This is a genomic window from Xanthomonas sp. DAR 35659 (assembly GCF_041242975.1).
Lineage (GTDB): Bacteria > Pseudomonadota > Gammaproteobacteria > Xanthomonadales > Xanthomonadaceae > Xanthomonas_A > Xanthomonas_A medicagonis.
In genome coordinates this window covers 1,250,797-1,274,976 of sequence record NZ_CP162488.1, presented here as the reverse complement: position 1 = coordinate 1,274,976, position 24,180 = coordinate 1,250,797, and the positions used below count along the sequence as shown (strand labels likewise).

At 70.1% G+C, this 24,180-nt stretch carries 20 protein-coding genes; 4 read left to right on the top strand and 16 right to left on the bottom strand.

The annotated features are described in order from the left end of the window. Window positions 1–129: 129 nt before the first annotated feature. Window positions 130–1,413, bottom strand: a complete 1,284-nt coding sequence (locus AB3X07_RS05445; protein ID WP_369943426.1) for a dicarboxylate/amino acid:cation symporter — start codon at window positions 1,411–1,413, stop codon at window positions 130–132. 146 nt (window positions 1,414–1,559) lie between these two features. On the opposite strand from AB3X07_RS05445, the gene fos reads away from it, so the two are divergent. Beyond that, entirely contained in the window at window positions 1,560–1,970 is a 411-nt protein-coding gene (gene fos / locus AB3X07_RS05440) for a fosfomycin resistance glutathione transferase (RefSeq protein ID WP_369943425.1), read from the top strand. Between the two features lie 188 nt (window positions 1,971–2,158). Here fos and AB3X07_RS05435 read toward each other — a convergent pair whose 3' ends face one another. From AB3X07_RS05435 to AB3X07_RS05385, 11 genes are all read right to left on the bottom strand, one after another. Next, window positions 2,159–3,964 carry a BatD family protein gene (locus AB3X07_RS05435; RefSeq protein ID WP_369943424.1) on the bottom strand — a complete coding sequence of 602 codons (1,806 nt, stop codon included), beginning with the start codon at window positions 3,962–3,964 and terminating at the stop codon, window positions 2,159–2,161. Next, on the bottom strand, window positions 3,961–5,775 hold the full coding sequence (locus tag AB3X07_RS05430) for a vWA domain-containing protein (protein WP_369943423.1): 1,815 nt from the start codon (window positions 5,773–5,775) through the stop codon (window positions 3,961–3,963). The genes AB3X07_RS05435 and AB3X07_RS05430 overlap by 4 nt, the downstream gene beginning before the upstream one ends. Further along, window positions 5,772–6,797, bottom strand: coding sequence for a VWA domain-containing protein (locus tag AB3X07_RS05425; RefSeq protein WP_369943422.1), 1,026 nt, complete (start codon window positions 6,795–6,797; stop codon window positions 5,772–5,774). Before AB3X07_RS05425 ends, AB3X07_RS05430 begins: the two co-directional genes overlap by 4 nt. A gap of 2 nt (window positions 6,798–6,799) precedes the next feature. Next, a complete protein-coding gene (locus AB3X07_RS05420) occupies window positions 6,800–7,249 on the bottom strand; it encodes a DUF4381 family protein (protein ID WP_369943421.1) in 450 nt (149 codons plus the stop codon). Further along, the gene (locus AB3X07_RS05415; RefSeq protein ID WP_369943420.1) at window positions 7,246–8,202 is read right to left on the bottom strand and encodes a DUF58 domain-containing protein; all 957 of its coding nucleotides are present in this window, start codon (window positions 8,200–8,202) and stop codon (window positions 7,246–7,248) included. Before AB3X07_RS05415 ends, AB3X07_RS05420 begins: the two co-directional genes overlap by 4 nt. A 101-nt stretch (window positions 8,203–8,303) precedes the next feature. After that, window positions 8,304–9,323: an AAA family ATPase gene (locus AB3X07_RS05410; protein ID WP_369943419.1), complete on the bottom strand. Its 1,020-nt coding sequence runs from the start codon at window positions 9,321–9,323 to the stop codon at window positions 8,304–8,306. A gap of 174 nt (window positions 9,324–9,497) precedes the next feature. Then, entirely contained in the window at window positions 9,498–11,399 is a 1,902-nt protein-coding gene (locus tag AB3X07_RS05405) for a type IV pilus secretin PilQ (RefSeq protein ID WP_369943418.1), read from the bottom strand. Between the two features lie 20 nt (window positions 11,400–11,419). After that, window positions 11,420–11,959 carry a pilus assembly protein PilP gene (locus AB3X07_RS05400; protein ID WP_369943417.1) on the bottom strand — a complete coding sequence of 180 codons (540 nt, stop codon included), beginning with the start codon at window positions 11,957–11,959 and terminating at the stop codon, window positions 11,420–11,422. After that, window positions 11,956–12,630: a type 4a pilus biogenesis protein PilO gene (locus AB3X07_RS05395; protein WP_369943416.1), complete on the bottom strand. Its 675-nt coding sequence runs from the start codon at window positions 12,628–12,630 to the stop codon at window positions 11,956–11,958. Before AB3X07_RS05395 ends, AB3X07_RS05400 begins: the two co-directional genes overlap by 4 nt. Then, on the bottom strand, window positions 12,627–13,394 hold the full coding sequence (locus AB3X07_RS05390; RefSeq protein ID WP_369943415.1) for a PilN domain-containing protein: 768 nt from the start codon (window positions 13,392–13,394) through the stop codon (window positions 12,627–12,629). Before AB3X07_RS05390 ends, AB3X07_RS05395 begins: the two co-directional genes overlap by 4 nt. Further along, a complete protein-coding gene (locus AB3X07_RS05385) occupies window positions 13,394–14,452 on the bottom strand; it encodes a pilus assembly protein PilM (protein WP_369943414.1) in 1,059 nt (352 codons plus the stop codon). The genes AB3X07_RS05390 and AB3X07_RS05385 overlap by 1 nt, the downstream gene beginning before the upstream one ends. Window positions 14,453–14,670: 218 nt before the next feature. On the opposite strand from AB3X07_RS05385, the gene AB3X07_RS05380 reads away from it, so the two are divergent. The 3 genes from AB3X07_RS05380 (at window position 14,671) to AB3X07_RS05370 (ending at window position 18,778) form a co-directional block, all read left to right on the top strand. After that, on the top strand, window positions 14,671–17,100 hold the full coding sequence (locus tag AB3X07_RS05380; RefSeq protein WP_369943413.1) for a penicillin-binding protein 1A: 2,430 nt from the start codon (window positions 14,671–14,673) through the stop codon (window positions 17,098–17,100). 156 nt (window positions 17,101–17,256) lie between these two features. Further along, window positions 17,257–17,904, top strand: a complete 648-nt coding sequence (locus tag AB3X07_RS05375) for a hypothetical protein (protein WP_369943412.1) — start codon at window positions 17,257–17,259, stop codon at window positions 17,902–17,904. A gap of 55 nt (window positions 17,905–17,959) precedes the next feature. Continuing rightward, the gene (locus AB3X07_RS05370) at window positions 17,960–18,778 is read left to right on the top strand and encodes a DMP19 family protein (RefSeq protein ID WP_369943411.1); all 819 of its coding nucleotides are present in this window, start codon (window positions 17,960–17,962) and stop codon (window positions 18,776–18,778) included. Between the two features lie 68 nt (window positions 18,779–18,846). Here AB3X07_RS05370 and AB3X07_RS05365 read toward each other — a convergent pair whose 3' ends face one another. From AB3X07_RS05365 to recG, 4 genes are all read right to left on the bottom strand, one after another. Next, entirely contained in the window at window positions 18,847–20,136 is a 1,290-nt protein-coding gene (locus AB3X07_RS05365) for a citrate synthase (protein WP_184411971.1), read from the bottom strand. 293 nt (window positions 20,137–20,429) lie between these two features. Next, window positions 20,430–20,672 (bottom strand): type B 50S ribosomal protein L31, encoded by a 243-nt coding sequence (locus tag AB3X07_RS05360; protein ID WP_369943410.1) that lies wholly within the window; start codon window positions 20,670–20,672, stop codon window positions 20,430–20,432. A gap of 130 nt (window positions 20,673–20,802) precedes the next feature. Continuing rightward, the gene (locus tag AB3X07_RS05355) at window positions 20,803–21,741 is read right to left on the bottom strand and encodes a nucleoside hydrolase (protein ID WP_369943409.1); all 939 of its coding nucleotides are present in this window, start codon (window positions 21,739–21,741) and stop codon (window positions 20,803–20,805) included. A 273-nt stretch (window positions 21,742–22,014) separates the two neighbouring features. Further along, entirely contained in the window at window positions 22,015–24,171 is a 2,157-nt protein-coding gene (recG, locus tag AB3X07_RS05350; RefSeq protein WP_369943408.1) for an ATP-dependent DNA helicase RecG, read from the bottom strand. Window positions 24,172–24,180: the final 9 nt, after the last annotated feature.

Sequence of the window (24,180 nt, the reverse complement as noted above, 5' to 3'; positions counted from 1 at the left end):
GCTTTAGCCGCGACAGGCATTACCGATAGCGCCTGTCGCGGCTAAAGCCGCTCCTACAGCGTCTGGCGGATCAGACCGCGGCGCTGCGTCTTTACCAATCCCCAATCCCGAATCCCCAATCCCTGCCCCTCACCCCTCCTCGCCCTTCGCCACCAGCGTGGTCAGCGCCAGGTCGCCCGTCACATTCAGCGCGGTGCGGCACATGTCCAGGAAGTGGTTGACGCCCAGGATCATGCCGATGCCGACCGGGTCCACCCCGACCATCGCGCAGATCAGCGCCACCACCGGCAGCGAGCCGGACGGCACGCCGGCGGTGCCGATGCCGCCGAGGATGCACACCAGCATCACCATGCACTGCTGGGCGATGCTCAACTCCACGCCGAAGAACTGCGCCAGGAAGATCACCGTCACGCCCTCGAACAGCGCGGTGCCGTTCTGGTTGGCGGTGGCGCCGACCGTGAGCACGAACCGCGACACCTTGTGCGGCAGGCCCATCTCATCGGCCACGCGCAGCGCGGTCGGCAAGGTGGCGTTGCTGGAGGCGGTGGAGAACGCCATCACCGTGGCTTCGCGGGTGCCGCGGAAGAAGCCCAGCGGCGAGCGCCCGGCGAAGCGCACCGCCAGCCCGTAGGTCACCACCATGTGCAGGCCCAGCGCCAGCACCACCACGCCGACATAGGCGCCCAACCGCACCAGCAGTTCGAAGCCGAACAATGCCGCCAGGTTGAACATGAAGCAGGCCACCGCATACGGCGCCAGGCGGATCACCAGCCCGATCAGGGTCATCGATATCTCGAAGATGCCCTCGATGCCGCGCCGCAGCGTCGCCACCTTGGCGTCGTCGCTGAGCACCATGCCCACGCCGAACATCACCGCGAAGAACATCAGCGACAGGATCGCGCCATTGCTGGAGGCGGCGGCGACCACGTTGTCGGGCACGATCGACAACAGCATGTCCATGCCGCGCGGCTGCTCCCGGCTCTGGTCGACGATCTGCGAGGCGCGCTCGGCGTTCTGCTGCAGCAATTGCTGCGCCAGCTCGCGGTCCACGCCGATCCCCGGCTTGAGCACGTTGACCAGCACCAGTCCGAGCAGCACCGCGATGCCGGACAGCACCACCGTGTAGCCCAGCGTCTTCCAGCCGATCCGGCCCAGCGCGCGGATGTCGCCCATCTCGGAAATGCCCATCACCAGCGCCGAGAACAGCAGCGGCACGATCAGCATGAAGATCAGGCTGAGGAACAGCTTGGAGAACGGCGTGGTCAGGTAGGAGGTCAGCGTCTGTACCCACGGCGCGTCGCCGCCCACGCTCATGTGCACCGCCAGGCCCAGCACCAGGCCGAGCGCGAAGCCGATCGCCATTTTCCAATGCAACGGCATGCCGGCCTTGGCCTTCACGGGGGTGTCGGTCATCGTGTGCGCCTGCAGGGAAGAACGGCGAGCTTAACAAACCGGCACCGGCGCACGGCAAGCGCGTCACCGCGCGCCGGGCGACATGATATGCGCAGCAGCGACGGCGGCTGCCCTAGACTCCGGTGTCCCGCCCCCATGGACGCGCGATGCTGACCGGTCTCAACCACCTCACCCTTGCCGTGCGCGCGTTGCCGCGCAGCGTTGCGTTTTACCGCGATACGCTTGGGTTCGTGCTCAGGGCACGCTGGGATACGGGCGCCTACCTGACATTGGATGCACTGTGGCTGTGCCTGTCGCTGGATCCGCAGCGGCGCCCGGCGCCGCAGCCGGACTACACGCACTACGCGTTCTCGATCCCGCACACCGCATTGGCCGGCTTCGAACAGCGCCTGCAGGCCGCTGGCGCGCAACGATGGCAACAGAACCGCAGCGAGGGCGAATCGCTGTATTTTCTCGATCCGGACGGCCATCGCCTGGAGGCGCACGTCGGCGACCTGCAGTCGCGACTGGCGGCCTGCCGGGAACGCCCGTATGCGGGGATGCAGTTTTTCGACTGAAGCCGTGCTGCCACGCGGTCGCGGCGCACGATGGCGCGTGGCGCCCGGGCGTATCAGGCGCTGGACGCCCTCACTGCAGAACGCGAACGACGCGGCGCGGCGCACTGCGCACGCGGACGGGCACCGGCCGTGTCCCCTGCGGCGCGGCGCGCGCGCGGGAACGGCAGTCGGCGTGCCCCGTGCGCGCCTCAGGCGTCGCGCGGGTACAACGGCGGCAGTTCGTCGCTGGCCGGCTTGCGCGGCGCGGCGCGCAGGCGCGGCCCGTCCCAGAACGCCTCGCGCAGTGCGCCACGCGCGCCAGGCACATCGCCTGCACCGCCCCAGCGCGCGCGCTGCAGGCGCAACACCGCCTCGCGCTGCGCCGCGTCGTCGAGCCGTGGCAGCAGCGCATCGAGGTCGGCGACGCCCGCCTGGCTGCACAGGATCGCGGCGACCTCGTCCAGGCCGCCGGCATCCAGTGCCTTGCGCAGATCGGGCAGACCGTAGCGCGCGCGCGGCGCTGGCGCGGTCGCCGCGGCGCTGGCGGCCTGCACACCTGCCGCCGCGCGGGGCGGGCGCGCGCGACGCCACGCCCACAGCAGCGTCGCCAGCCACAGGCCGGCGAACACCGCCGCCAATCCCATCCACAGCGGGGACGCGCCGAGCAGGCCGGCCACCGTCGACGTCGGCGTCACCGCGTTGCCGGCCGGCGCCGCGTCCACGTTCGGCGCTGCTGCGCTGGAGGGCGGCGCGGGCGCGGCGGCTGCGGCGCGCCCGGGCAGCACCTGTAGCGTCAAATCGGGCACACTGGCTTCGCGCGCGGCACCGGCCTGCACGTCCCACCACGGCATGCGCAAGCCGCTCACCCGCAACGGGCCAGGCGCTTGCGGCACGATCGAATAGCGCCGGGTGACCTTCAGTTGCGGGCTGCCGTTGACGAATTTCTGGTCGAACTGCGGCGGCTCGGCGAACACCTGCGCGCCGTCGACGCTGGGCGTCGGCAGCTCCGGAAACTGCGCCTGGGTGGCGCCGCGCGCGCTGGCCTCGACCACGATGTCGGCCGCCTCGCCCACCGCCGCGCGCTGCGGCGTGGCGGTGTAGCGCAGGCGCAGGTCGTGCAGCGGCAGCCACGGCTGCGGTGCGTTGGCCGGTTGCGCGCGCACCTGCAGGGTCTGCGCGGCGCTGCGCGCGTTGAGGTCGCCGCCGCGGCCGAAGTAGTCGTCGAAAAAGCCGGTCGGGCCGCGTCCGCGGAAGCGTGCGCCCGGCAAGGTCAGCGGCCCGCTGCGCTCGGGCACCAGCAGGAAGCGGCGCTCGACCACGGTGAACATGCGCCCATTGATCTCGCGACGGCTCTGGATGTCGTCACCGAGGCGCTGCAGCGCGGCGCCGACGGGGGGATCCAGGTCCAGTTCGCCCGAGGTCAGCGGCACGCCCAGGTACAGCCGCACCACCACGCCGACGCTCTGCTGCACGTACGGTTGCGCGTCGTCGGCCTGGGTCTGCACGAAGACGTCGGCATTACCGATCTGCCCCGGATCGGCGCCCCCCCCGTTGTCGGCCGACGATTGCGATTGCGATTGCGCCGGCACTGGCGCCGGCGTCGGCGCCGTCACGCCGACCAGCAGCCGCAGCGGCGCGGTGCGCTCGTTGCCGACGCGCAGCGCCGGGACCTCCAGCGTGCCGGTGGTCCGCGGCGTCAGCACCACGCCGAACAGCGACTTGACCGAGACCTTGCCGTTGATGACCTCCATCTGCCGGCTGTTGACCGCGTTGCTGAGCGCGAACTGCGCCTGCAGCGGCGCGTACTCCGGCGTGACCAGGGCCTGGTCGGTCTCGATGTTGAGGGTGACGCCCTCGCCGGCGTCCACGTTGTCGCGGTCCAGCCATGCCCGGGTCGCGGCCGCGGCCGGCAGCGCGGCCAGCAGCACCAGGACAGCCGACAGGGTTACGGCGGCCAGCCGCGCGAACGGGGGGGACGCGCAACCGCGCCGGCGGCGTTGCTTGCGTTCGATCATGGTCCTTCCCGCTGCCTGCGTTCGTGTTCGAGCCTGAATTTGGCGCGCAGCAGGTTGCCCGGATCGTCCGGCACGCGCCGCAACCACGCCTCCACCGCCTGGCGTTGTTCGCGCTGCTGCGGCGTTTCCGTGGCGGCGCCCGCGGCCGCCTGCTTGCCGGCCGCACCTTGCTGCGCCGCCATCGCTTGCTGCATCTGCTGGCGCTGCGCGGCGTCGGCCTGCTGCTGCGCCTGCGCATCGCCGGGCTTGGGCGGCGTCGGCGGCGGCGCATCCTTCGGCGTCTGCGGCTGGGGCGACTGCCCATCCTTCTGCCCAGGTTGACCCTGCGCGCCAGGCTGCGGCGGCGTGGCCTGCCCCTTCTGCTGGTCCTTGGGGGTACCGCCGGCACCGGGCTGCGCTTGGCCCTTCTGGTCCTGCTGCGGCGTGTCCTTGCCCTGCTGCCCCGGCTTGTTCTGCGCGGACGGATTCTGCTCGGACTGGCGCTTGCGCGCGGCCTCCACCGCGGCGCGGTTGGCGAGCGCATCGGGCATCCGCGGATGCCGCTGCAGCGCCTTGTCGTAGGCCTCGATGGCGTCGTCGTAGCGGCCCTGCCGGGCCAACGCGTTGCCCAAGTTGTACCAGCCCTGGTCGCTGTCGATGCCTTCGAACTGTTTCTGTGCGGCGGCAAAGTCGCCCTTGCGATAGGCCTGCACGCCGGCATCCAGGCGCTGCTGTTGGACCTGGTCGGGACGCCGCCACAAAGTACCGGCGGCGGCGGCGCCAGCCGTCGCGCCGCTGGCGGCCTGCGCCTGGGGCGGCGCTGCCAGCGGCAACAGCGCCAACAGCAGCAACGCGGCACCGCTGCGGCGGCGGAACGCGAACAGCGCCAGCAGCAGCAACGGCGGCAGCAGCCAGTAGCCCTGGTCCAGCCAGACCCGGCCGCTCCGCTCGCCGCTGCTCGTCGCGTCCTGTTGCGCCGGCTGCAGCAGGTCCAGCGCGCGCAGGTCGGCATCGGTCGGGGCCAGCGTGGCGTAGCGGCCGTTGCCGGCGGTGGCCAGCGCCTGCAACGCGCCCGCATCCAGCTGCGCGTGGCCGATGCCACCGTTGCCATCGCGGTACGCCGCGCCCTGCGCGGTGCCCAGTCCCAGCACGGACACGCGGTAACCCTGCCCGGCCGCGCGCGCGGCCGCCTGCCGCGCAGACGCGTCGGCCTGGTCGCTGAGCAGCAGGATGTCGCCACGGGCAAAACCGGCCTGGCGCAACAATTGCGCCGCCCAGTCGATGGCCAGGTCGCTGCGCTGCCCAGGCACCGGCATCACCTGCGGCGACAGCGCGTCCAGGAACAAGGCCACGTTGGCCGCGTCGTCGGTCAGCGGCGCCACGGTGTAGGGTTCGCCGGCGTAGGCCAGCAACGCCACCTCGCCGCCGGCGCGTTCGCGCAGCAGGGTCGCCAGCTTGGCGCGCGCCTGCAGCAGGCGCGAGGGCGGCAGGTCGCCGGCCTCGATCCGCGCCGACAGGTCCAGCGCGATCACCAGCGGCGTGCGCGACTGCCACAGCGGCTGCTGTTCCTGGCGCCAGCTCGGCCCGGACAGCGCCAGCACCGCCAGCGTGTAGCCCAGCGCCGCCCACCACACCCCGGACAGCGAGCGCCGGCCATCCTCCTTGGCGAGCAGATGCGGCAACAGATGCGCGTCGACCGCGCGCCGCCAGACGTTGCGGCGGCGGCGCCGGCGCCACCAGCTCCAGCCCAGCAGCGGCAGCAACAGCAGCGCCCACAGCCATTGCGGGCGCAGCAGATGCAAGGCGTCCAGCGCGGCGAGCACCGTGTTCATTGGCGCCTCCACGGCCAGATGAACGAGAGCAGCGCCAGTCCCAGCGCCGCCGCCAGCGGCCACGCATAGCGCTCGATCCGCGGACGCACCGCCGGGCCGGCCGAGCGCACCGGCTCCAGGCGTTCCAGTTCGGCGTAGATCGAGGCCAGTTCGTCGGTGTCGCGGGCGCGGAAGAAACGCCCGCCGGTGTCCTGCGCGATCTTGCGCAAGGTGTCCTCGTCGACCTGGTCGTCGCCGCCGGCGGGAAGCGGCAGGCCGAACAGCGAATAGGCGCCGGCGCCGCCGAAGGCGATGGTGTAGACGCGCACGCGCTCGGCCTTGGCCAGTTCCGCGGCCTTGGTCGGCTCCAGCACGCCGGCGGTGTTGACGCCGTCGGTCAGCACGATCAGCACGCGGTCGCCCTGCGGTTGTTCGCGCAGGCGCTTGACCGACAGCGCGATCGCATCGCCGAGCGCGGTCTCGCGCCCGGCCAGACCGACCACGCTGTCGCGCAGTTGGTCGCGCACCGTCGCCAGGTCGGCGGTCAGCGGGGTCAGCGCATAGGCCTGCTGCCCGAACACCAGCAGGCCGATGCGGTCGCCGTCGCGGCGGTCGAGGAAGTCGGCCAGCACCGCCTTGGCGGCGGTCAGCCGGTCCACCGTGCGCCCGCCCAGGCTCATGTCCGGCTCGCTCATGCTGCCGGACAGGTCCACCGCCAGCATCATCTGCCGCGCCTGCTGCGGCGGCGACAGCGGCTCGCCCAGTTGCAACGGCCGCGCCGCCGCCGCGCACAGGCAGATCCAGGCCAGCCACGCCAGCCACTGGCCGACCCGCCACAGGCCGCCGCGCGCCGGTGCCGCGGCCACCGCCTGCAATTGCGCCGCGTACGGCACGCGCAACGCCGGCGCGCTGCCGCGTTGCGCCGGCAGCAGGCGCGCCAGCAGCGGCAACGGCAACGCCAGCCACATCCATGGCCAGGCGAACCCGGTCAGCAGATCGCCCAGGTCCTGCCAGTGCAGCGGGACGATGCCGAGCGTCGCCATGCTCAACGCCCCCCCATCAGTTCGAGGAAGCGGCGCCGCGCCAGCGGCAGCAGCGCCTGCACCTGCGCAGGATCCAGTTCGCGCCGATAGCCACCGTCGAGCAGCACGCGGCCCGGACCGGCGGAAAACTCCTGGCGCTTGCCGCCGTCGAGGAAACGCAGCCACGGCTCGCCCTGCAGCGCCGCGGCCGCCGGGTCGCGGCGCCGCGCCGCGCGCCGCAGCAGTTCCGACATCGCCGCCACCTGCGCCGGCGCGGTGTCGGCGGCCAACGCCGCATCGAACTGGCGCTGCCAGCGGCGCAGGCGCGCACGCCGCCACGCCCAGATGCCCAAGGTGACGCCCAGCGCCAGCAGCAGCGCGGCGCCCAGCAGCCACCAGCCGGGCGCCGGCGGCCACCATGGCGGTGCCGGCGGCAGGTGCACGTCGCGCAGCGGCAACTGTTGCGGGGTCATCGTGCCGCGCTCGCGCCCGGCGCCGGCGCCGGCGCCGGCAGCAGCCACGATTCGCTGGCCGCGTCGCTGCGCAGCACGCGCACCTGCACGCCACGGCCAGGCAGTTCGGCGGCCAGTTGCTCCAGCGGCGCGACGAACTGCGCATGCCAACGCTGCTGCGCGCTGGTCGCCAGCAGGTCGACCTCCACCCGGCGGCCTTCGGCCCAGAACGGCAGCGCCGCGCGTGGCGGCTGCAGCTCCAGCGCGTCGGCCAGCAACAGCAGCACCACATCGTTGTGCAGCGCCAGCCCGGCCCAGCGCGCCGCGGGAATGGCGATGGCGCTGCCGGGATCGGCCAGTACCACTAGCCGCGATCCTGGCCGCAGCAGCTTGGCCGCATGCTCCAGCGCCACGCCGAGGCCCGCGTCCTCGTGCGGCGGCTGCGCGTACCAGCGCGCCAGCGCATCGAGCACGCGCAACGCGCCGCGCGGCCCAGCCGCCGGCGGTACCGGCGCTTCGCTGCGGCTGCCACGCAGCGCGGCGAGGCGATCGCCCTGGCGCTGCGCGGTCCATGCCGCGACCGCGCCAGCGCGCGCGGCCTGCACCGACTTGAAGCGCACACGGGTACCGAAATACAGCGCCGGCGCGGTGTCGGCCACGATCAGGCTCAGCCGCTCGCGCTCGGCCTGGAACAACTTGGTGTGGGTGCGCCCGCTGCGCGCGGTGAGCCGCCAGTCGATATGGCGCACGTCGTCGCCGGCCACGTACTCGCGCGACTCGGCGTACTCCATGCCGCGCCCACGCTGCGCCGCCGGCGCGCTGCCGCTGAGACCATGGCGCCCGCGCCGCGGCGGCGGCACCCGCGCCACGCTGGCGCGCAACGCCACCAGTTCGGCCAGGCTCGGCCGAACGCCGTCGCCGCCGCTGGCGGGTTCGGCGCGCGGTGTCTGCGATGGCAGTGTGTGCACGGCCATCGCGCGCTACCTCGCCCGCGTCGCGCCGACGCCGGCGCGGTGCATGCCAAGACACACCGGCGTATGGCGCCGCCGCCGCGCGCGTTCGTGCCGCCGCTCGCTCAAGGCGGCGGCACCCGATCCAACAGCGCGGCGACCAGGCGACCGCCATCCCAGCCCTCGGCGGTGGCCTCGTAACTGGGCAGCACCCGGTGGCGCAGGACATCCGGCGCCACCGCGCGCACGTCGTCCGGGGTCACGAAGTCGCGTCCCGCCAGCCAGGCGCGCGCCCGCGCGCACCGCTCCAGCGCGATCGAACCGCGCGGGCTCGCGCCCCACGCGATGCGCCGCGCCAGCGCCGCGTCGTAGCCGCTGGCATCGCGCGAGGCCAGCACCAGCTCGATCAGGTAGCGCTCCAGCGGCGGCGCCATGTGCAGCGACAGCAGCGCGCGGCGCGCGGCGAAGACATCCTCCAGCGGCATGCGCGGCGGCGCGGTCTCGCCATGGTCCAGGGTCTCGCGGGCGCGCTCGCGCGCCAGGCGCAGGATCTCGGCCTCGGCCGCAGCCTCCGGATAGCCGATCCGCACGTGCATCAGGAACCGGTCCAACTGCGCTTCCGGCAGCGGGAAGGTGCCCTCCTGCTCGATCGGGTTCTGCGTCGCCATCACCAGGAACAGTTTCGGCAGCGCATAGGTGTGGCGGCCCACGGTGACCTGGCGCTCACCCATCGCCTCCAGCAGCGCCGACTGCACCTTGGCCGGCGCGCGGTTGATCTCGTCGGCAAGCAGGATCGGATGGAAGATCGGCCCGGGCAGGAACTCGAAGCGGCTTTCCTGCGGCCGCCACACCTCGGTGCCGGTCAGGTCCGCCGGCAGCAGGTCCGGGGTGAACTGCACGCGGGCGAAGTCCGCCTCCAGCCGCGAGGCCAGCGCTCGGATCGCGGTGGTCTTGGCCAGGCCGGGCGCGCCTTCGACCAGCAGGTGGCCATCGGCGAGCAACGCGATCAGCAGCCGTTCCACCAAGGCGGACTGGCCGACGATGGTCTCGGTCAGGCCCTCGCGCAGGGCCAGGAAGGCGGCGTGGAGGCGCTGCTGTTCGGCCGCGGCGGGAGAGGAATCGATGCTCGAGGGTGTGGTGTCCATGCGCCGAGTTTGACCGATCGGCGGTGAAATGGTTCTGCCGGCTCCCAAGAAGCGGGTCGCAAATTCAGATTTTCCTCATCCGCCGGCACAAACGACGACGGGAGAAGCGCCCGCTTCTCCCGTCGCAATACCCGCATGGCATGGTGCGTCCGCCGCCAGATGCGGCGGCCCTTCTCAACCGCCGGCAGGCCCGCGCTTGGCCACGCGCATCACCTTCGGGGTCACGAAGATCAGCAGCTCGGCCTTGCTCTTGCTGCGGCCGCGCTTCTTGAACAGATTGCCCAGGAACGGGATATCGCCCAGGAACGGCACCTTGGAGATGCTGCTGCGGTCGGTGAACTCGTACACACCACCGATCACCACGGTCTGGCCGTCGTCCACCAGCACCGCGGTGTTGATCTCGCGGCGGTTGATTTCGGGGACGGTGCCGTAGTTCTCCAGGATCACGAAACGTTCGATCTCGTCCTTCTTCACATTCATGTTGAGGAAGACGCGATTGTCGTCGGTGATGGTCGGGGTGACCTTCAGCTCCAGCAGCACTTCCTTGAACTGCACGTTCGGCGTCGCCGCGGTCCCGGCGGTGCCACCGGTGATGGTGACGTAGGCGAACTCCTTACCTTGCTTGATCACCGCCTCGCGCTGGTTGGAGGTCACGATGCGCGGATTGGAGATCACCTCGCCACGGCCTTCTTCTTGCAGCGCCGACAATTCCAGATCCAAGTTGAAGTTGGTTCCCAGCAATGTATAGGCCAAGCTCGGCATACTGGTCGCGGAGGTGAAGGTCGTTCCACCCAGATTGACATTGAGCCCGCGCGTGGCAGCGGTGCCGCCGCCGGTCGCACCGCTACCGACGGTCGCGGTATTGCCACTGTAGGTGTGGGTGCCGCCGATGCCGAACTTGGCACCCAGGTCGCGGGCGAAGGTGTCGGTGGCGATGACGATGCGGCCCTCGATCAGCACCTGGTCGACCGGCCGGTCGATCACGTTGATCAGCTCGCGCATCTGCGCGATCTTCTTCGGGATGTCGCTGATCATCAGCGTGTTGGTGCGCTCGTCGGCGACGATGCGGCCGCGCGGCGACAGGAACCCATTGTCGTTCTGGCCGCTACCCCCGCCGCCACCACCGCCGCCACCGCCGCTGCCGCCGATGCCCTTGGCTTCGGTCAGCGCCTTGAAGATCGTGGTGGCGCTGTGGTAGTTGATCTGGATGTAGTCGGTGCTCAGGTCCTCGCGGTTCTCGATCGCGATCCGCGCGTCTTCCTTGTCCTGCTCGAACTTGGCCAGCTCCTGCTGCGGCGCGACCCACACCACGGCGCCGTCGCGGCGCTTGTCCAGGCCCTTGGCGCGCAACACGATGTCCAGCGCCTGGTCCCACGGCACGTTTACCAGGCGCAGGGTGACGCTGCCCTGCACGGTGTCGGAGGCGACGATGTTGAGGTTGGATTCCTCGGCGATCAGCTGCAGCACCGTGCGCACCGGCACGTCCTGGAAGTTGAACGTGACCGGCCGGCCGCTGTAGCCGCGCGCGGCGACCTGCGCCGCCGCCTGGCTGACCGTGGCGGTGGTCACCGCGCCCACCGCCGGCGCCGCGGCGCGAGGCGAGATTTCCACCACGTACTCGTTGCCGGACTGGTAGGCCAGCGACTCGAAGGCGCCATTGGTGCTCAGCACCAGTTGCGCGCCGCCGGCATACGGCTTGGCGTCGATGCGCTGCACCGGGGTCGCGAAGTCGGTGACGTTGAGCGGGCGCTGCAGCTCCGCCGGCAACGCCGCGTTGCCGACATCCACCACCACGCTATTGCCCTGGGTGCGCAGGTCGGGACTGGCGCCAGCGCCACTGAACTGCAGGATCAGTCGCCCCGCATCGCCATCGCCGCGCTTGAAATCGATTTTCGACACCGTCAGCTTGGCCGCCGCCTGCGGCGCCGCCGCGGCAGGGCCAGGCGCGGGCGCCGCCGCCAGCGCACCGCCAGCCACGGCCGCGCTTCCCAGCATCGCCGCCAACCCCAATGCGCATAGCCGCACCGTCGCGTGGCGCCGGATGGGACGCAGGCTCAGGGCTTTGGAAAAAGTCATCGTGCTATCCCCATAATCAATCATTGATCGTCCAGCGCTACGGCGGCCGGACGTTCCAGCCAACCGCCAGCGCCATCCGGCACCAGTTCAATCAAATCGATGCGATCCTCGTGCACCCCGGTCACGCGGCCATCGCTTTGCCCCATGTAGATGCCGGGACGGACCCGGTAGGTCACCTTGTCCGGCGCCATCACCAGCGCCACCAGGCCGCCGCCGTTGCCGAGCGTGCCGACCATCTTCAGCCCGTCCAGCGGGAACTGTTCCAGCGGTTCCTTGCGCCGGTTCGGGTCCGGGCGCAGGCCGTTGTTGCCGTCCGGGCTGGTCCAGGCATCGCTGAACGGATCACGCAGCCCTTGCGCCGCATATTCGAAGGTCTCGAACTGCTGCATCACCGGCAGCGGCTCCAGCGGCTGCGCCGGCCGCGCGCGCACTTCCTTCACCCAGTTCTCCAGGTTCGGGGCATCGCCCGGTGTGCTGGTCACGCTGCGACCGCACGCGCCGAGCAGCGCCACCAGCGCCAGCCCCGCCAGGCATCGGACCGCCTTGGAACGCCGCTTCATGCGCCACCGCCTTTCTTGGAACCCTTCTTCGCCGCGGCCGCCGCCTTCTCCTGGTCCGCCATTTCCTTGTCGTCCAGATAGCGGTAGGTCTTGACCGTGCCGGACAGTTCCAGCTCGCCGCGCGCGGTGATGCCGGCCTTCTTGTCCTTGGGCTTGAGGTTGATGTCGTGCATGGTGAGGATCACCACCCGCGGCAGCGAGGCCACGCCGCTGACGAAGGCGCCGAACTGGTGGTAGCTGCCGACCATGCGCAGCGCGATCGGCTTCTCCGCGTAGAACTCCTTCGGCGACTCCGGACCCGGCTGGAACAGCTCGTTGGCCAGGCCGCTGGACAGCGCGGTCTGCGAGATGTCGATGATCAGGTCGGGCATCTCGGTCTTGCTCGGCAACTGCCGCAGCATCTGCTGCAGCACTTGCTCCATCTGCGCCAGTTGCTGCTTCAGCGGCCCCAGGTTGACCGCGCGGCTCTGCTCCTTCTCGAACGTGCCGCGCAGTTCGGTTTCCTTCTGCTCCAGCGAGGCGAGTTCGTCGCGCTTGTCGCTGATCAGCAGGAACCACGACAGGATCAGGATGAACAGCGTGACCAGCACGCAGAAGCCGATCTTGGCCTGCTGCGGCCAGTTGCCGATGTTGTTGAAGTCCAGGTCTTTGACGTTGAATTTCTTGCTCATGACGCCGGTCCCTGTTGCGCTGGCTTGGCGGCGGGCGTGGCCGGCGCGGCGGCCGGCGGCGTCGCCGGGGCGGTCGGGGCGGCAGGCGCGGGAGCGGCGGCGGGCGCCGTCGGCATGGCACCTGGCGCGCTTGGCGTACCCGGCGCGCCGGGAGCCGGCGCGGCAGCGCCCGGCAGCGTCTCCGTCGTATCGCCCGGAACCGGCAGCTTGACCTTGAGGGTGAACGCGTACGGCAGGGCCTTGGCGTCGACGATCGGGCCCCTGGCCTCCTTGTCCTGGGCCTTGGCCTCGATCACCGTCAGCTCGGGATTGGTCATCCAGCCCGAACCCTCGAGGTTGCGCATGTAGGCGCTGACCCGCGCATTGGACTGCGAGCGGCCTTCCAGGGTCAGGATGTCGCCTTCCTGCTTGACTGCGGTCAGCACCACGCCGTCGGGGATCGTGCGCACCAGCGAGTCGAACAGATGCACCATCTGCGAGCGCTTGGCCTGCAGTTCCTCGATGACACGCTTGCGCGCCAGCAGGCGCCGCTTCTGCTCGTCGAGCTTGTCGATTTCCTTGTTCTGCGCCTGGACCTTCTCGATCTCGGTCTGCAGGTAGGCGTTGCGCGCGTTCTGTCCGGTGATCTGGGCGTCGTAGTAGAACCAGATCAGCCCCGCCAGCAACACGCCGGCCAGGGCGGCGATGCCCAGCATCGAGTAGAACTCGCGCTCGCGCTGCTTGCGTCGCTCCGCCCGCCAGGGCAGCAGGTTGATTCTTGCCATCAGTCGAAGCTCCTCAGAGCCAGGCCGGTGGCGATCATCAGCGCCGGCGCGTCCTGGGCCAGCGCGTGCGCCTGGACCTTCGGCCCCAGGGTCATCTGCGCCAGCGGGTTGGCGACCACGGTCGCCACCCCCAGTTGCTCCTCGACCATCTCCGGCAAGCCGGCCAGCGCCGCGCAGCCGCCGGCCAGCACGATATGGTCGACCCGGTTGAACTCGCTGCCGGCATAGAAGAACTGCAGCAGGCGGCTGATCTGCTGCACCGTCGCTTCCTTGAACGGCTCCAGCACTTCGATCTCGTAGCTTTCCGGCAGCCCGCCCTGGCGCTTGGCCATGCCGGCTTCCTCGTAGGTCAGGCCGTAGCGGCGCATCACTTCGTCGGTCAGTTGCTTGCCGCCGAACACCTGTTCGCGGCTGTACAGGCTGCGGCCGCCGCGCAGGACGTTGAGCGTGGTCATGGTCGCGCCGATATCGACCAGGGCGACGACGCCGTCGGCCGCCACCGGCAGTTCGCTGGCGACCAGCGCGAACGCGTTCTCGACCGCGAAGGCCTCCACGTCCATCACCTTGGCGACCAGGCCACCCAGTTCCAGCGCCGACTGGCGCAGTTCCACGTTCTCCGAGCGCGACGCGGCCAGCAGCACCTGCACCATCTCGGGGTTGTTGGGGATCACGCCCAGCACCTCGAAATCCAGGTTCACTTCGTCGATCGGGTACGGGATGTAGTTCACCGCCTCCAGTTCGACCTGCGCTTCCAGCTCGTTCTCGTCCAGTTCGGCCGGCATCGGGATCAGCTTGGTGATCACCGCCGAGCCGGCCACCGCCGCGGCCGCATGCTTGGCGCGGGTGCCGGACCGGGTCACGGCGCGGCGAATCGCTTCGCCCACGGCCTCGACCTCGACGATGTTCTTCTCGACCACGGCGTTCGGCGGCAAGGGCTCCACGGCGTAGTGCTCCACGCGGAACCGGTTGCCGCTACGCGACAGCTGCAACAGCTTGACGGCGGTCGAACTGATATCGACGCCGATCAGCGGTTGCTGACTCTTTGGGATAAGCCCCACGGATTTTCCCCTGCCGACGGGCACTTGGACGCTACTCTTGCGTCCGCGCATTAATAACGAATTTTTTGCAATTGGCAACCACCCCAGACCCGTCGCGCCCCCCGGTCGCGGCATGTCCTGTGGCGGCAAACCCTTCGCATCCCCGGAATCGGCCCCAGCCGTTCCCCGGCGTACTCTATACTCTGCGCCCAAGAAATCTGCAATCGGAATCTCTGTCGATGCCCCGTTTTCGTCGTTGGCTGCGCTGGGCGCTGGTCACGTGTGTCGTCCTCGTCCTGGTCGGAGCCGCCGCCGCCGGCGGGCTGTACTACGTCGTTTCCTCCAAGCTCCCCGACGTGCAGACGCTGCGCCAGGTGGAACTGCAGGAGCCGATGTACGTCTATGCCAGCGACGGCAAGCTGATGGCGCTGTTCGGCGAGACCCGGCGCTATCCGATCACGATGAAGGACGTGCCGGAGCGGCTGAAGCAGGCGTTCCTGGCCACCGAGGACGCGCGCTTCTACCAGCACGGCGGCGTCGACTACAAAGGCATCGCGCGCGCGGTGTGGCTGCTGGCCACCACCAGCGACAAGCGCGTGCCGGGCGGCTCCACCATCACCCAGCAGGTCGCCCGCCAGTTCTTCCTGAGTTCCGAGTACAGCTACACCCGCAAGCTGGCCGAGATCCTGCTGGCGCGCAAGATCGAGGCCGAGCTGAGCAAGGACGAGATCTTCGAGCTGTACCTCAACAAGAGCTTCTTCGGCAACCGCGCCTACGGCATCGCCGCGGCGGCCGAGTACTACTACGGCAAGAAGCTCAACGAGCTGAGCCTGGACGAGATGGCCTCGCTGTCGGGCATCCCCAAGTTCCCCTCCAGCGGCAACCCGATCAGCAACCCCGAGCGCGCCAAGCAGCGCCGCGACAACTACGTGCTCAGCCGCATGGCCGCGCTGGGCTACATCACCCAGGCCGAGGCCGACGCTGCCAAGGCGGTGCCGATGCACGCCGCGCCGCACGAGCGCCCGGTCGAGGTCGAGTCGCCGTACGTGGCCGAGCTGGTGCGCCAGGAAATGATCGCCCGCTTCGGCGGCGACGTGCTCGACAAGGGCTACCACGTCACCACCACCATCGACGCCGAACTGCAGACCGCGGCCAACCAGGCGGTACGCAAGGGCCTGGTGATCTACGACCGGCGGCATGGCTGGAACGGCGTGGAGAAGCACTTCGACGTGGCCGCCGACGCCGACGCCGCCGCGCTGGCCAGCCACCTGGCCGGGGTCTACGCGCAGGGCGGCATGCTGCCGGCCATCGTCGCGGCCACCGGCAACGACGGCAGCGCCACCGTGGTGCTGGGCAACAAGACCGAACTGGTGCTGCCGGTCGCGTCCAGCCGCTGGACCGGGCGCAGCCCGGCCACCCTGCTCAAGCGCGGCGACCTGGTGCGGGTCCAGGCCGGCGACAAGCCGGACGAATGGGAACTGACCCAGTTGCCGCGCGGGCAGTCGGCACTGGTCTCGCTGGACGCCAGCAACGGCGCGCTGCGCGCCCTGGTCGGCGGCTTCAGCTATGCCGGCAACAAGTTCAACCGCGCCACCCAGGCGCGGCGCCAGCCGGGCTCCAGCTTCAAGCCGTTCCTGTACGCGGCCGCGTTCGAGAAGGGCTTCAACCCGGCCTCGATCGTGCTCGACGCGCCGGTGGTGTTCCGCGACCGCCGCGGCAAGACCTGGTCGCCGCAGAACGACGGCGGCGGCTTCCGCGGCCCGATGCGCCTGCGCGAGGCGCTGGTGCAGTCGCGCAACCTAGTCTCGGTGCGCCTGCTCGACAGCATCGGCGTGGATTTCGCGCGCAAGTACATCAGCCAGTTCGGCTTCCAGGAAGCCGAGTTGCCGCCCAACCTGTCGATGTCGCTGGGCACCGCCTCGCTGACTCCGCTGTCGGTGGCGCGCGGCTATGCGGTGTTCGCCAACGGCGGCTCGCGGGTGGACCCCTGGATCATCGACAAGGTCACCGACCGCGACGGCAATGTGCTGTTCCAGGAGCATCCGCCCACCGCCTGCCGCAGCTGCGGCAGCGTCGGCGGCAGCGTCGCCCCGGCCAGCCAGGTGGTGGACGGCTTCAACTTCGGCGCCGCCACGCCGCCGCCGGCGCCCAAGCCCGAGGCGACCGCGGCAGCGGCGCCGGCCGAGACCGCGCCCGCGACCGATCCGGAAGCCAAGGTGGCGCCGCGCGCGATCGACGAGCGCACCGCCTACCAGTTGGTGTCGATGATGCGCGACGTGGTCCAGCGCGGCACCGGCACCGCGGCCAAGGTGCTCGGCCGCGTCGACGTCGGCGGCAAGACCGGCTCCACCAACGACCACCGCGACGCCTGGTTCTCCGGCTTCGGCGGCCCGTACGTGACCACGGTGTGGGTCGGCCGCGACGACTTCCGTTCGCTCGGCTACCGCGAGTACGGCGGCAAGGCGGCGCTGCCGATCTGGATCGACTACATGCGCGTGGCATTGAAGGACAAGCCGATCGCCAGCAACGATCCGCCGGCCGGCATGGTCCAGGCCACCCTCAACGGCGCCACCGAATGGGTCAAGGTCGAGGACATGGACCGCATCCAGGAGTTCGACTACGGCCTGCAGGACCAGAAGACCGACGACGCGGCGTTCGACATCTTCTGATCGGGCTGGGAATCGGGAATCGGGACAGCATGGCGGCCCTTGGGTGCGGCCGCCATTGACGTCGGCGCCAGCCGCAGGCGGCAGCGACGCCGGCGATGCATGTCGGCGTCACGGGGCTGTTGTACAGTCGGGGCAGGCTTTCAGGGAGGTGGCCCCATGCACCACGCTCGGCAACATGCCCAGACCCGCACGCACGAACGCCGCCGCCGGCTGGCCCACGAGGCCGCCCGGCTGATGGCCGAGGGCGGCATCCGCGACTTCCACCAGGCCAAGCTGAAGGCCGCCGACCGGCTCGGCATCCACGACGACGCCTCGCTGCCGCGCAACCGCGAGATCGAGGACGCGCTACGCGAGTATCAGCGGCTGTTCGCCGGGCCCGACCACGCCGGCGGCCTGCGCCTGCGCCGCGAGGCCGCCTTGCGCGCGATGGACTTCCTGCACGGCTTCGCGCCGCGCTTGGTCGGGCCGGTGCACGAGGGCACCGCCGATGCCAACAGTCCGGTGCAGTTGCATCTGCACAGCGACGATGCCGACGCGGTGGCGCGCTTCCTCGAAGACCACCGGATCCCGGCCGAGTCGCGCACGCGCCGGCTGCGCCTGGATCGCGAACGCAGCGAGGAGTTTCCGGTGTGGCTGTTCGCCGCCGAGGAACTGACCTTCGACCTCACGGTGCTGCCCTACGACGCGCTGCGCCAGGCGCCGCTGTCGCAGGTCGACGAAAAGCCGATGCGGCGCGCCTCCGAGAGCCAGTTGCGCCAACTGCTGACCGAGCAGGACATCGCCGACTACCAGCAGCGCGGCTGAGCCGCACGCGGCATACTCGGCGCGGCATCTCCCTGCCGCCACCGGATACCGCTGCATGCCCGCCATCGCGCCCACCGCCATCGTCGTCTCGCGCGACAGTTTCGACAGCGACGACGCCTACGCGCTGATCCAGTCCAACATCAGCTTCATCAATGCCCAGCTCGACCAGTGGCTGCGTCCGGACGAGATCGCCGCCGACGCGATGTGCAGCTACTACGTGGACTTCTACGTGGCCCAGGTGAACAACGGCGGCTTCGCCCAGTTCGTCTACAACTGCAACGCCGACCCGGAGGTGCTCGACCAGGTCGGCCGCGGGCTCGACGCGATGCAGGCGCCGCGGCACGCCGCGCTGTACGCGGCCAGCCGCGCGCTGCTGGAGCAGATGGACGACGCCACGCTGGAGGCCTTCATGGAGGGCGACTACTTCGGCGACAACCCCGCGCGCGACGCGCTCGATCGGCACAGCGGCGCCTTCTATGCGCTGGCGGACGAGGAAGACCTGATCGCGCTGAACTCGGCCTGGTTGCGCACGCATCCGCACTTGGTGGTGTTGTCGATCCCGCAGATGCAGGCCGAAGTGGAACGTCGCGCCGCCGCCCTGCCCGACCGCCCGGCGCGGGTCGCCGCGGCGCTGGCCAACGAGCCGCGCTACATGAAGCTGATCCGGCGCCTGTGCGCCGAGAGCGGGCATGCGCTGGATCGGGTGACCGCCGGCGACCCCAGCCACCCGCACGGCAGCCAGCAGGTCCTGGCCTGGCATTTCCTCACCGATCGCGGCCACTTCTACCTGCTCGATCTCGACGGCATCGCGCGCATGCACGATGCCGACAGCCACGCGGTGATCGCGCAGGTCGAAGCGCCCGAAGAGCCGTAGCGGCAGCGGCGGCACAAACGAAAACGCCCCGCGGCGCGGGGCGTTTCCGGTCACGCGACAGGGCGCGATCAGCGCTGGCCGTCGGCCTTGTAGTCGCGCTTGTCGTAGCCGGTGTAGATCTGACGCGGACGGCCGATCTTCATTTCCGGGTCGACCTGCTGCTCCAGCCAGTGCGAAACCCAGCCGGCGGTACGGGCGATGGCGAACATCACGGTGAACATCTCCACCGGGATGTTCAGCGCCTTGTAGATGATGCCCGAGTAGAAGTCGACGTTCGGGTACAGCTTGCGCTGCACGAAGTAGTCGTCCTTCAGCGCGGCCTCTTCCAGCTTCAGCGCCACTTCCAGCAGCGGGTCGTTGACGCCCAGCTCGCCCAGCACCTTGTGCGTCATCTCGCGGATGATCTTGGCGCGCGGGTCGAAGTTCTTGTACACGCGGTGGCCGAAGCCCATCAGGCGGAAGCTCGAGTTCTTGTCCTTGGCCTTGGCCACGGCGCTCTCGACGTTGTCGGCGGTGCCGATCTCTTCCAGCATCTTCAGCACGGCTTCGTTGGCGCCGCCGTGCGCCGGGCCCCACAGCGCGGTGATTCCCGCGGCGACCGAGGCGTACGGGTTGGCGCCGGTGGAACCGACCAGGCGCACGGTCGAGGTCGAGGCGTTCTGCTCGTGGTCGGCGTGCAGGATGAATAGCAGGTCCAGCGCCTTGGCCACGACCGGATTCATCTCCAACTGCTCGCTCGGCACCTCGAACATCATGTGCAGGAAGCGCTCGACGTAGCCGAGGTTGTTGCGCGGGTAGCGGATCGGCCAGCCGATCGAGTAACGGTGGGCGGCGGCGGCGATGGTCGGCACCTTGGCGATCAGGCGGATCGCGGCCAGGCGGCGCTGCTCCGGATCGTTGAGGTCCAGGGTGTCGTGGTAGAACGCCGACAGCGAGGCCACGGTGCCGGCCATCATCGCCATCGGGTGCGCGTCGTGGCGGAAGCCGCCGAGGAAGTTCTTCAGCGACTCGTGCATCATTGTGTGATGCGTCACTTCGTGGTCGAACTTCTTGAACTCGTCGGCGGTGGGCAGCTCGCCGTTCATCAGCAGATAGGCCACTTCGAGGAAGTTGGACTTCTCGGCCAGTTGCTCGATCGGGTAGCCGCGGTACAGCAGCACGCCGTTGTCGCCATCGATGTAGGTGATCGCCGACTTGCAGCTGGCGGTCGCGGTGAAGCCCGAGTCGTAGGTGAACAGCCCGGTTTCCTTGGTCAACTTGGAAATGTCGACGCAATCGTTGCCCAAGGTGGGTTTGAGTACCGGCAGAACGACCGACTTGTCGCCGGCGTTGAGCGTGACCTGATCAAGATCGGACACAGTGTGCGCTCCTCAGTGGAAGGCGCCTGCCCGTACTTTGCGAACAGACGCGTGAAGGAAGTCCACGGCAATAACCACGGATCGCGCCATTATCGCACAGCAGCATTTGAGTCGTTGCTCGTCCACACGCCGCCGGATGGGGTCGGCGGGAACACAGCGTTGCACCCTCGCCATCGCCAAAGACGGGAAGGTGTGCGCAAGCCGCCGGTGTGGCCGGGCAGCGAGGACAAGTCGGAAACGCAAAAAAGACGGCCGCGCAGGGCGCGGCCGTCTTCACCACTTCGACGGTTCGATCAGCGCGCGTAGCGCTTCTGGAACTTGTCGATGCGGCCGCTGGTGTCGATGACCTTGTGCTTGCCCGTGTAGAACGGGTGCGAAGCCGAGGAAATTTCGACCTTGACGAGCGGATACTCTTCGCCGTCTTCCCACTTGACCGTCTCTTTCGAGGACATGGTCGAACGGGTCAGGATCTTGAAATCGGAGGTGACATCGTGGAACACGACGTCGCGGTACTGGGGATGGATGTCGGCCTTCATGGGCTCGCACCGTAGGGGGCTGCTGGACAAGAGGGAAACTATACCAGCCTTGGCGCCCTACACGCAACGTGTAATTCACACGCTGCATGTAGCCGCCAGCCACCGCTCCCTGGGAGGCGGGGCGGCAGGCTCAGCCCGCCCCGACCGCCGCGCGCGCCAGCGCCTGGAAACGGGCCTGGTCGTAGCGGATCAACAGGGTCGTGTTGTCCGGCAGGCCGAGCTGGCGGTTCCAGTCGACCAGGGTGGCGCCGCGGCTGTGCACCCCGGCCAGTTCCACCTGCAGTGGTCGCGCCTGCACCTCCAGCGCGCCCTCGGGCTGCAGCGCCCAGGCCATCGCCAGCGCATCGGCGGCATACCAGTGCTCGCCGCGCGAATCCTCCGACCACAGCCGGGTCTTGCGCGAGATCTGCTCGTAGAAGCACGCCTTGTCGGCATCGGCCGCCAGCCATTGCTCGACCTCGCGATGCGGCAGGCCATGGGCGACGGTGGCCTCCCAGTCGGCGACCTCGATCTGCGGAAAGCCGGAGAACACGATGTGCGCCGCTTCCGGGTCGAAGGCGATGTTGAATTCGGCGGCCGGGGTGATGTTGCCGTGGCAGGTGATCGCCCCGCCCATCACCACGAAACGGCGCACCCGCTGCGGCAGGGTCGGATCCAGCTTCAGCGCCAGCGCGATGTTGGTCAGGGGCCCGAGCGCGACCAGCAGCAGCGTGCCGGCGTACTGGTGCGACAGGCGCAGGATCGCCAGCGCCGCATGCTCGGCCTCGGCGGCGCGCGCCGCCGGTGTCAGGCCGACGTCGCCGAAGCCGTCCACGCCGTGCACGTGGGCGGCGTCCACCGCCGGATGCAGCAGCGGATCGGCGCAGCCGGCGAATACCGGCACGTCCTCGCGCCCGGCCACTTCGCACAGCTTCAGCGCATTGCGCACGGTGTGCTGCAGGCCGACATTGCCGGCGGCGATGGTCAGGCCGACCACGGCGTGGCGGTCGTCGGCGAAGGCCATCAACAGGGCCAGGGCGTCGTCCACGCCGGGATCGGTATCGATCAGCAAGGGAATCTTGTCGCTCATGCGTGATTCTTCGTCAGTCCGTTCGGCCGCCGAGTCTGGCATCGCGGGGCGGGCATGGGAAGGAGCGGGGATTGGGGATGACCAGCCTGCGGCTGTTGAAAGCCGGAAATGGGGATTCGCAAGGCGGCGCCACCGCGCTCCGTCCTTAGGAGCGGCTGCAGCCGCGACCGGCGTCACCAGGAAAGCCCCATCGCGGCTGAAGCCCCTGTACGAACGAAGACGTAGCGATGCCGCTTTTGCGAATCCCCAATCCCGAATGCCGAATCCCGGCCCTCATGCCCCCGCGAACCGCGCCGCGCCGCCCACCCAGCGCGCGACGATGCGGTCGGCCAGGCTTGGCGATTCGTCCAACAGCCGGTCCGCCAGCGCATGCACGCGCGGCAGCAGCCCGGCATCGCGCGCCAGATCGGCGACGCGGAACGCGGCCAGTCCGGTCTGGCGGGTACCGAGCAGTTCGCCCGGGCCGCGCAACTCCAGATCCTTTTCGGCGATGACGAAACCGTCATTGGTCTGGCGCATGGTCTGCAGCCGCTCCCGCGCCATCGCCGACAGCGGCGCCTGGTACATCAGCACGCAACTGGACGCGGCCGCGCCGCGCCCGACCCGGCCGCGCAACTGATGCAATTGCGCCAGACCCAGGCGCTCGGCGTTCTCGATGATCATGAGCGAGGCGTTGGGCACGTCGACGCCGACCTCGATCACCGTGGTGGCGACCAGCAGATCGATCTCGCCCTGCTTGAACGCGCGCATCGCCACCTGCTTCTCCGCCGGCTTCATGCGCCCGTGGACCAGGCCCACCTTCAGCTCCGGCAACTGCGCCGACAACGTCTCGAAGGTGGATTGCGCGGCGCTGGCGTCGATGCGGTTGCCGGTGCCGGCGCCCTGCCCTGGCGCGGGCTTGTCGCCGTCCTCGGCCTCGTCGATCAGGGTGCAGACCCAGTACGCCTGGCGCCCCTCGGCGCAGGCCGCGCGGATGCGCTGCACCAGCTCCGGACGGCGTTCGGCGCTGAGCACGATGGTCTGCACCGGCGTGCGCCCGGGCGGCAGCTCGTCGATCGCCGACACGTCCAGGTCGGCGTAGGCGGCCATCGCCAGGGTGCGCGGGATCGGGGTGGCGGTCATCACCAGCTGATGCGGCACGCCGGCACCGGTGGCGCCCTTGTCGCGCAACGCCAGCCGCTGGTGCACGCCGAAGCGGTGCTGCTCGTCGACGATGGCCAGGGCCAGGTCGTGGAAGGCCACCGCGGTCTGCATCAGCGCATGCGTGCCGACCACCACCTGCGCCTCGCCCGAGGCGATCTGCGCAAGCGCCGCGGTGCGCGCCTTGCCGGTGACCTTGCCGGCCAGCCAGGCGACACGGATGCCCAGCGGCTCCAGCCAGGCGCGCAGGTTCGCCAGGTGCTGCTCGGCCAACAGTTCGGTCGGCGCCGCCAGCGCCGCCTGCTTGCCCTTGTCCACCGCCAGCATCGCCGCCAGCGCCGCGACCACGGTCTTGCCGCTGCCGACGTCGCCCTGCACCAGGCGCAGCATCGGCGAGGGCCGCTCCAGGTCGGCGCGGATCTGCGCGAACACGCGCTGCTGCGCGCCGGTGAGCCGGAACGGCAGCGACTGCTGCAGGCGCTTGGCCAGCAGGCCGCGCCCGCGCAGCGAGGGCGCGCGCTGCTGTTGCAGGGCGATCCGCTGCCGGCGCAGGCTCAGGTGGTGCGCCAGCAGTTCTTCCAGCGCCAACCGCTGCTGTGCCGGGTGCAGGCCCGCGGCGAGCGCGGCCAGGTCGGCCTGCGGCGGCGGGCGGTGCGCGATCAGCAGCGCACTGCGCAGCGACGGCAGGCCGAGTTCGGCCAGCATGGCCGCCGGCAACAGCTCCAGCGACGCCTCGCCGGGCAACCGATCCAGCGCCTGCCCGATCAGCTTGCGCAGCGTCGCCGGACCGATGCCCTCGACCGCCGGATACACCGGATCCAGGCGATCCTCCAGGCCTGCGGCGGTCTCCGCGCCGAGGATCTGGTAGCTCGGATGCACGATCTCCAGGCCATGCTGGCCCGGCTTGGGCGTGCCGAACGCGCGCAGCCGCGCTCCCACCGCGAATTGCGCTACCTGCGCGGCGCGGAACTGGAAGAAGCGCAGCACCAGCGTGCCGCGCGAGTCGTCGGCCACCGCCACGCGCAGCATCGGCCGATAGCGGAAGCCGCGATCCACCGCTTCCACCCGCACCTCGACCTGCGCCGGAATCCCCGGCTGCAGCGCCGCCACCGGCGTCAGCCGGGTGCGGTCCTCATAGCGCAGCGGCAGGTGCAGCCACAGGTCCTGCAGGGTCAGCAGGCCGCGCGCGGCGAATTTCTCGGCGACCTTGGGGCCGACGCCCGGCAGCGCCGACAACGGCGCCTCGCCTGCCGCCGACAGCGCCGGCGCCGGACTCTGCACGCGCGGCACGGGCCAGGG

Bases quoted from the DNA above. Each gene is read 5' to 3' on its own strand.
- AB3X07_RS05445 (WP_369943426.1), bottom strand. From the start codon at position 1,413: ATGACCGACACCCCCGTGAAGGCCAAGGCCGGCATGCCGTTGCATTGG.
- fos (WP_369943425.1), top strand. From the start codon at position 1,560: ATGCTGACCGGTCTCAACCACCTCACCCTTGCCGTGCGCGCGTTGCCG.
- AB3X07_RS05435 (WP_369943424.1), bottom strand. From the start codon at position 3,964: ATGATCGAACGCAAGCAACGCCGCCGGCGCGGTTGCGCGTCCCCCCCG.
- AB3X07_RS05430 (WP_369943423.1), bottom strand. From the start codon at position 5,775: ATGAACACGGTGCTCGCCGCGCTGGACGCCTTGCATCTGCTGCGCCCG.
- AB3X07_RS05425 (WP_369943422.1), bottom strand. From the start codon at position 6,797: ATGGCGACGCTCGGCATCGTCCCGCTGCACTGGCAGGACCTGGGCGAT.
- AB3X07_RS05420 (WP_369943421.1), bottom strand. From the start codon at position 7,249: ATGACCCCGCAACAGTTGCCGCTGCGCGACGTGCACCTGCCGCCGGCA.
- AB3X07_RS05415 (WP_369943420.1), bottom strand. From the start codon at position 8,202: ATGGCCGTGCACACACTGCCATCGCAGACACCGCGCGCCGAACCCGCC.
- AB3X07_RS05410 (WP_369943419.1), bottom strand. From the start codon at position 9,323: ATGGACACCACACCCTCGAGCATCGATTCCTCTCCCGCCGCGGCCGAA.
- AB3X07_RS05405 (WP_369943418.1), bottom strand. From the start codon at position 11,399: ATGACTTTTTCCAAAGCCCTGAGCCTGCGTCCCATCCGGCGCCACGCG.
- AB3X07_RS05400 (WP_369943417.1), bottom strand. From the start codon at position 11,959: ATGAAGCGGCGTTCCAAGGCGGTCCGATGCCTGGCGGGGCTGGCGCTG.
- AB3X07_RS05395 (WP_369943416.1), bottom strand. From the start codon at position 12,630: ATGAGCAAGAAATTCAACGTCAAAGACCTGGACTTCAACAACATCGGC.
- AB3X07_RS05390 (WP_369943415.1), bottom strand. From the start codon at position 13,394: ATGGCAAGAATCAACCTGCTGCCCTGGCGGGCGGAGCGACGCAAGCAG.
- AB3X07_RS05380 (WP_369943413.1), top strand. From the start codon at position 14,671: ATGCCCCGTTTTCGTCGTTGGCTGCGCTGGGCGCTGGTCACGTGTGTC.
- AB3X07_RS05375 (WP_369943412.1), top strand. From the start codon at position 17,257: ATGCACCACGCTCGGCAACATGCCCAGACCCGCACGCACGAACGCCGC.
- AB3X07_RS05370 (WP_369943411.1), top strand. From the start codon at position 17,960: ATGCCCGCCATCGCGCCCACCGCCATCGTCGTCTCGCGCGACAGTTTC.
- AB3X07_RS05360 (WP_369943410.1), bottom strand. From the start codon at position 20,672: ATGAAGGCCGACATCCATCCCCAGTACCGCGACGTCGTGTTCCACGAT.
- AB3X07_RS05355 (WP_369943409.1), bottom strand. From the start codon at position 21,741: ATGAGCGACAAGATTCCCTTGCTGATCGATACCGATCCCGGCGTGGAC.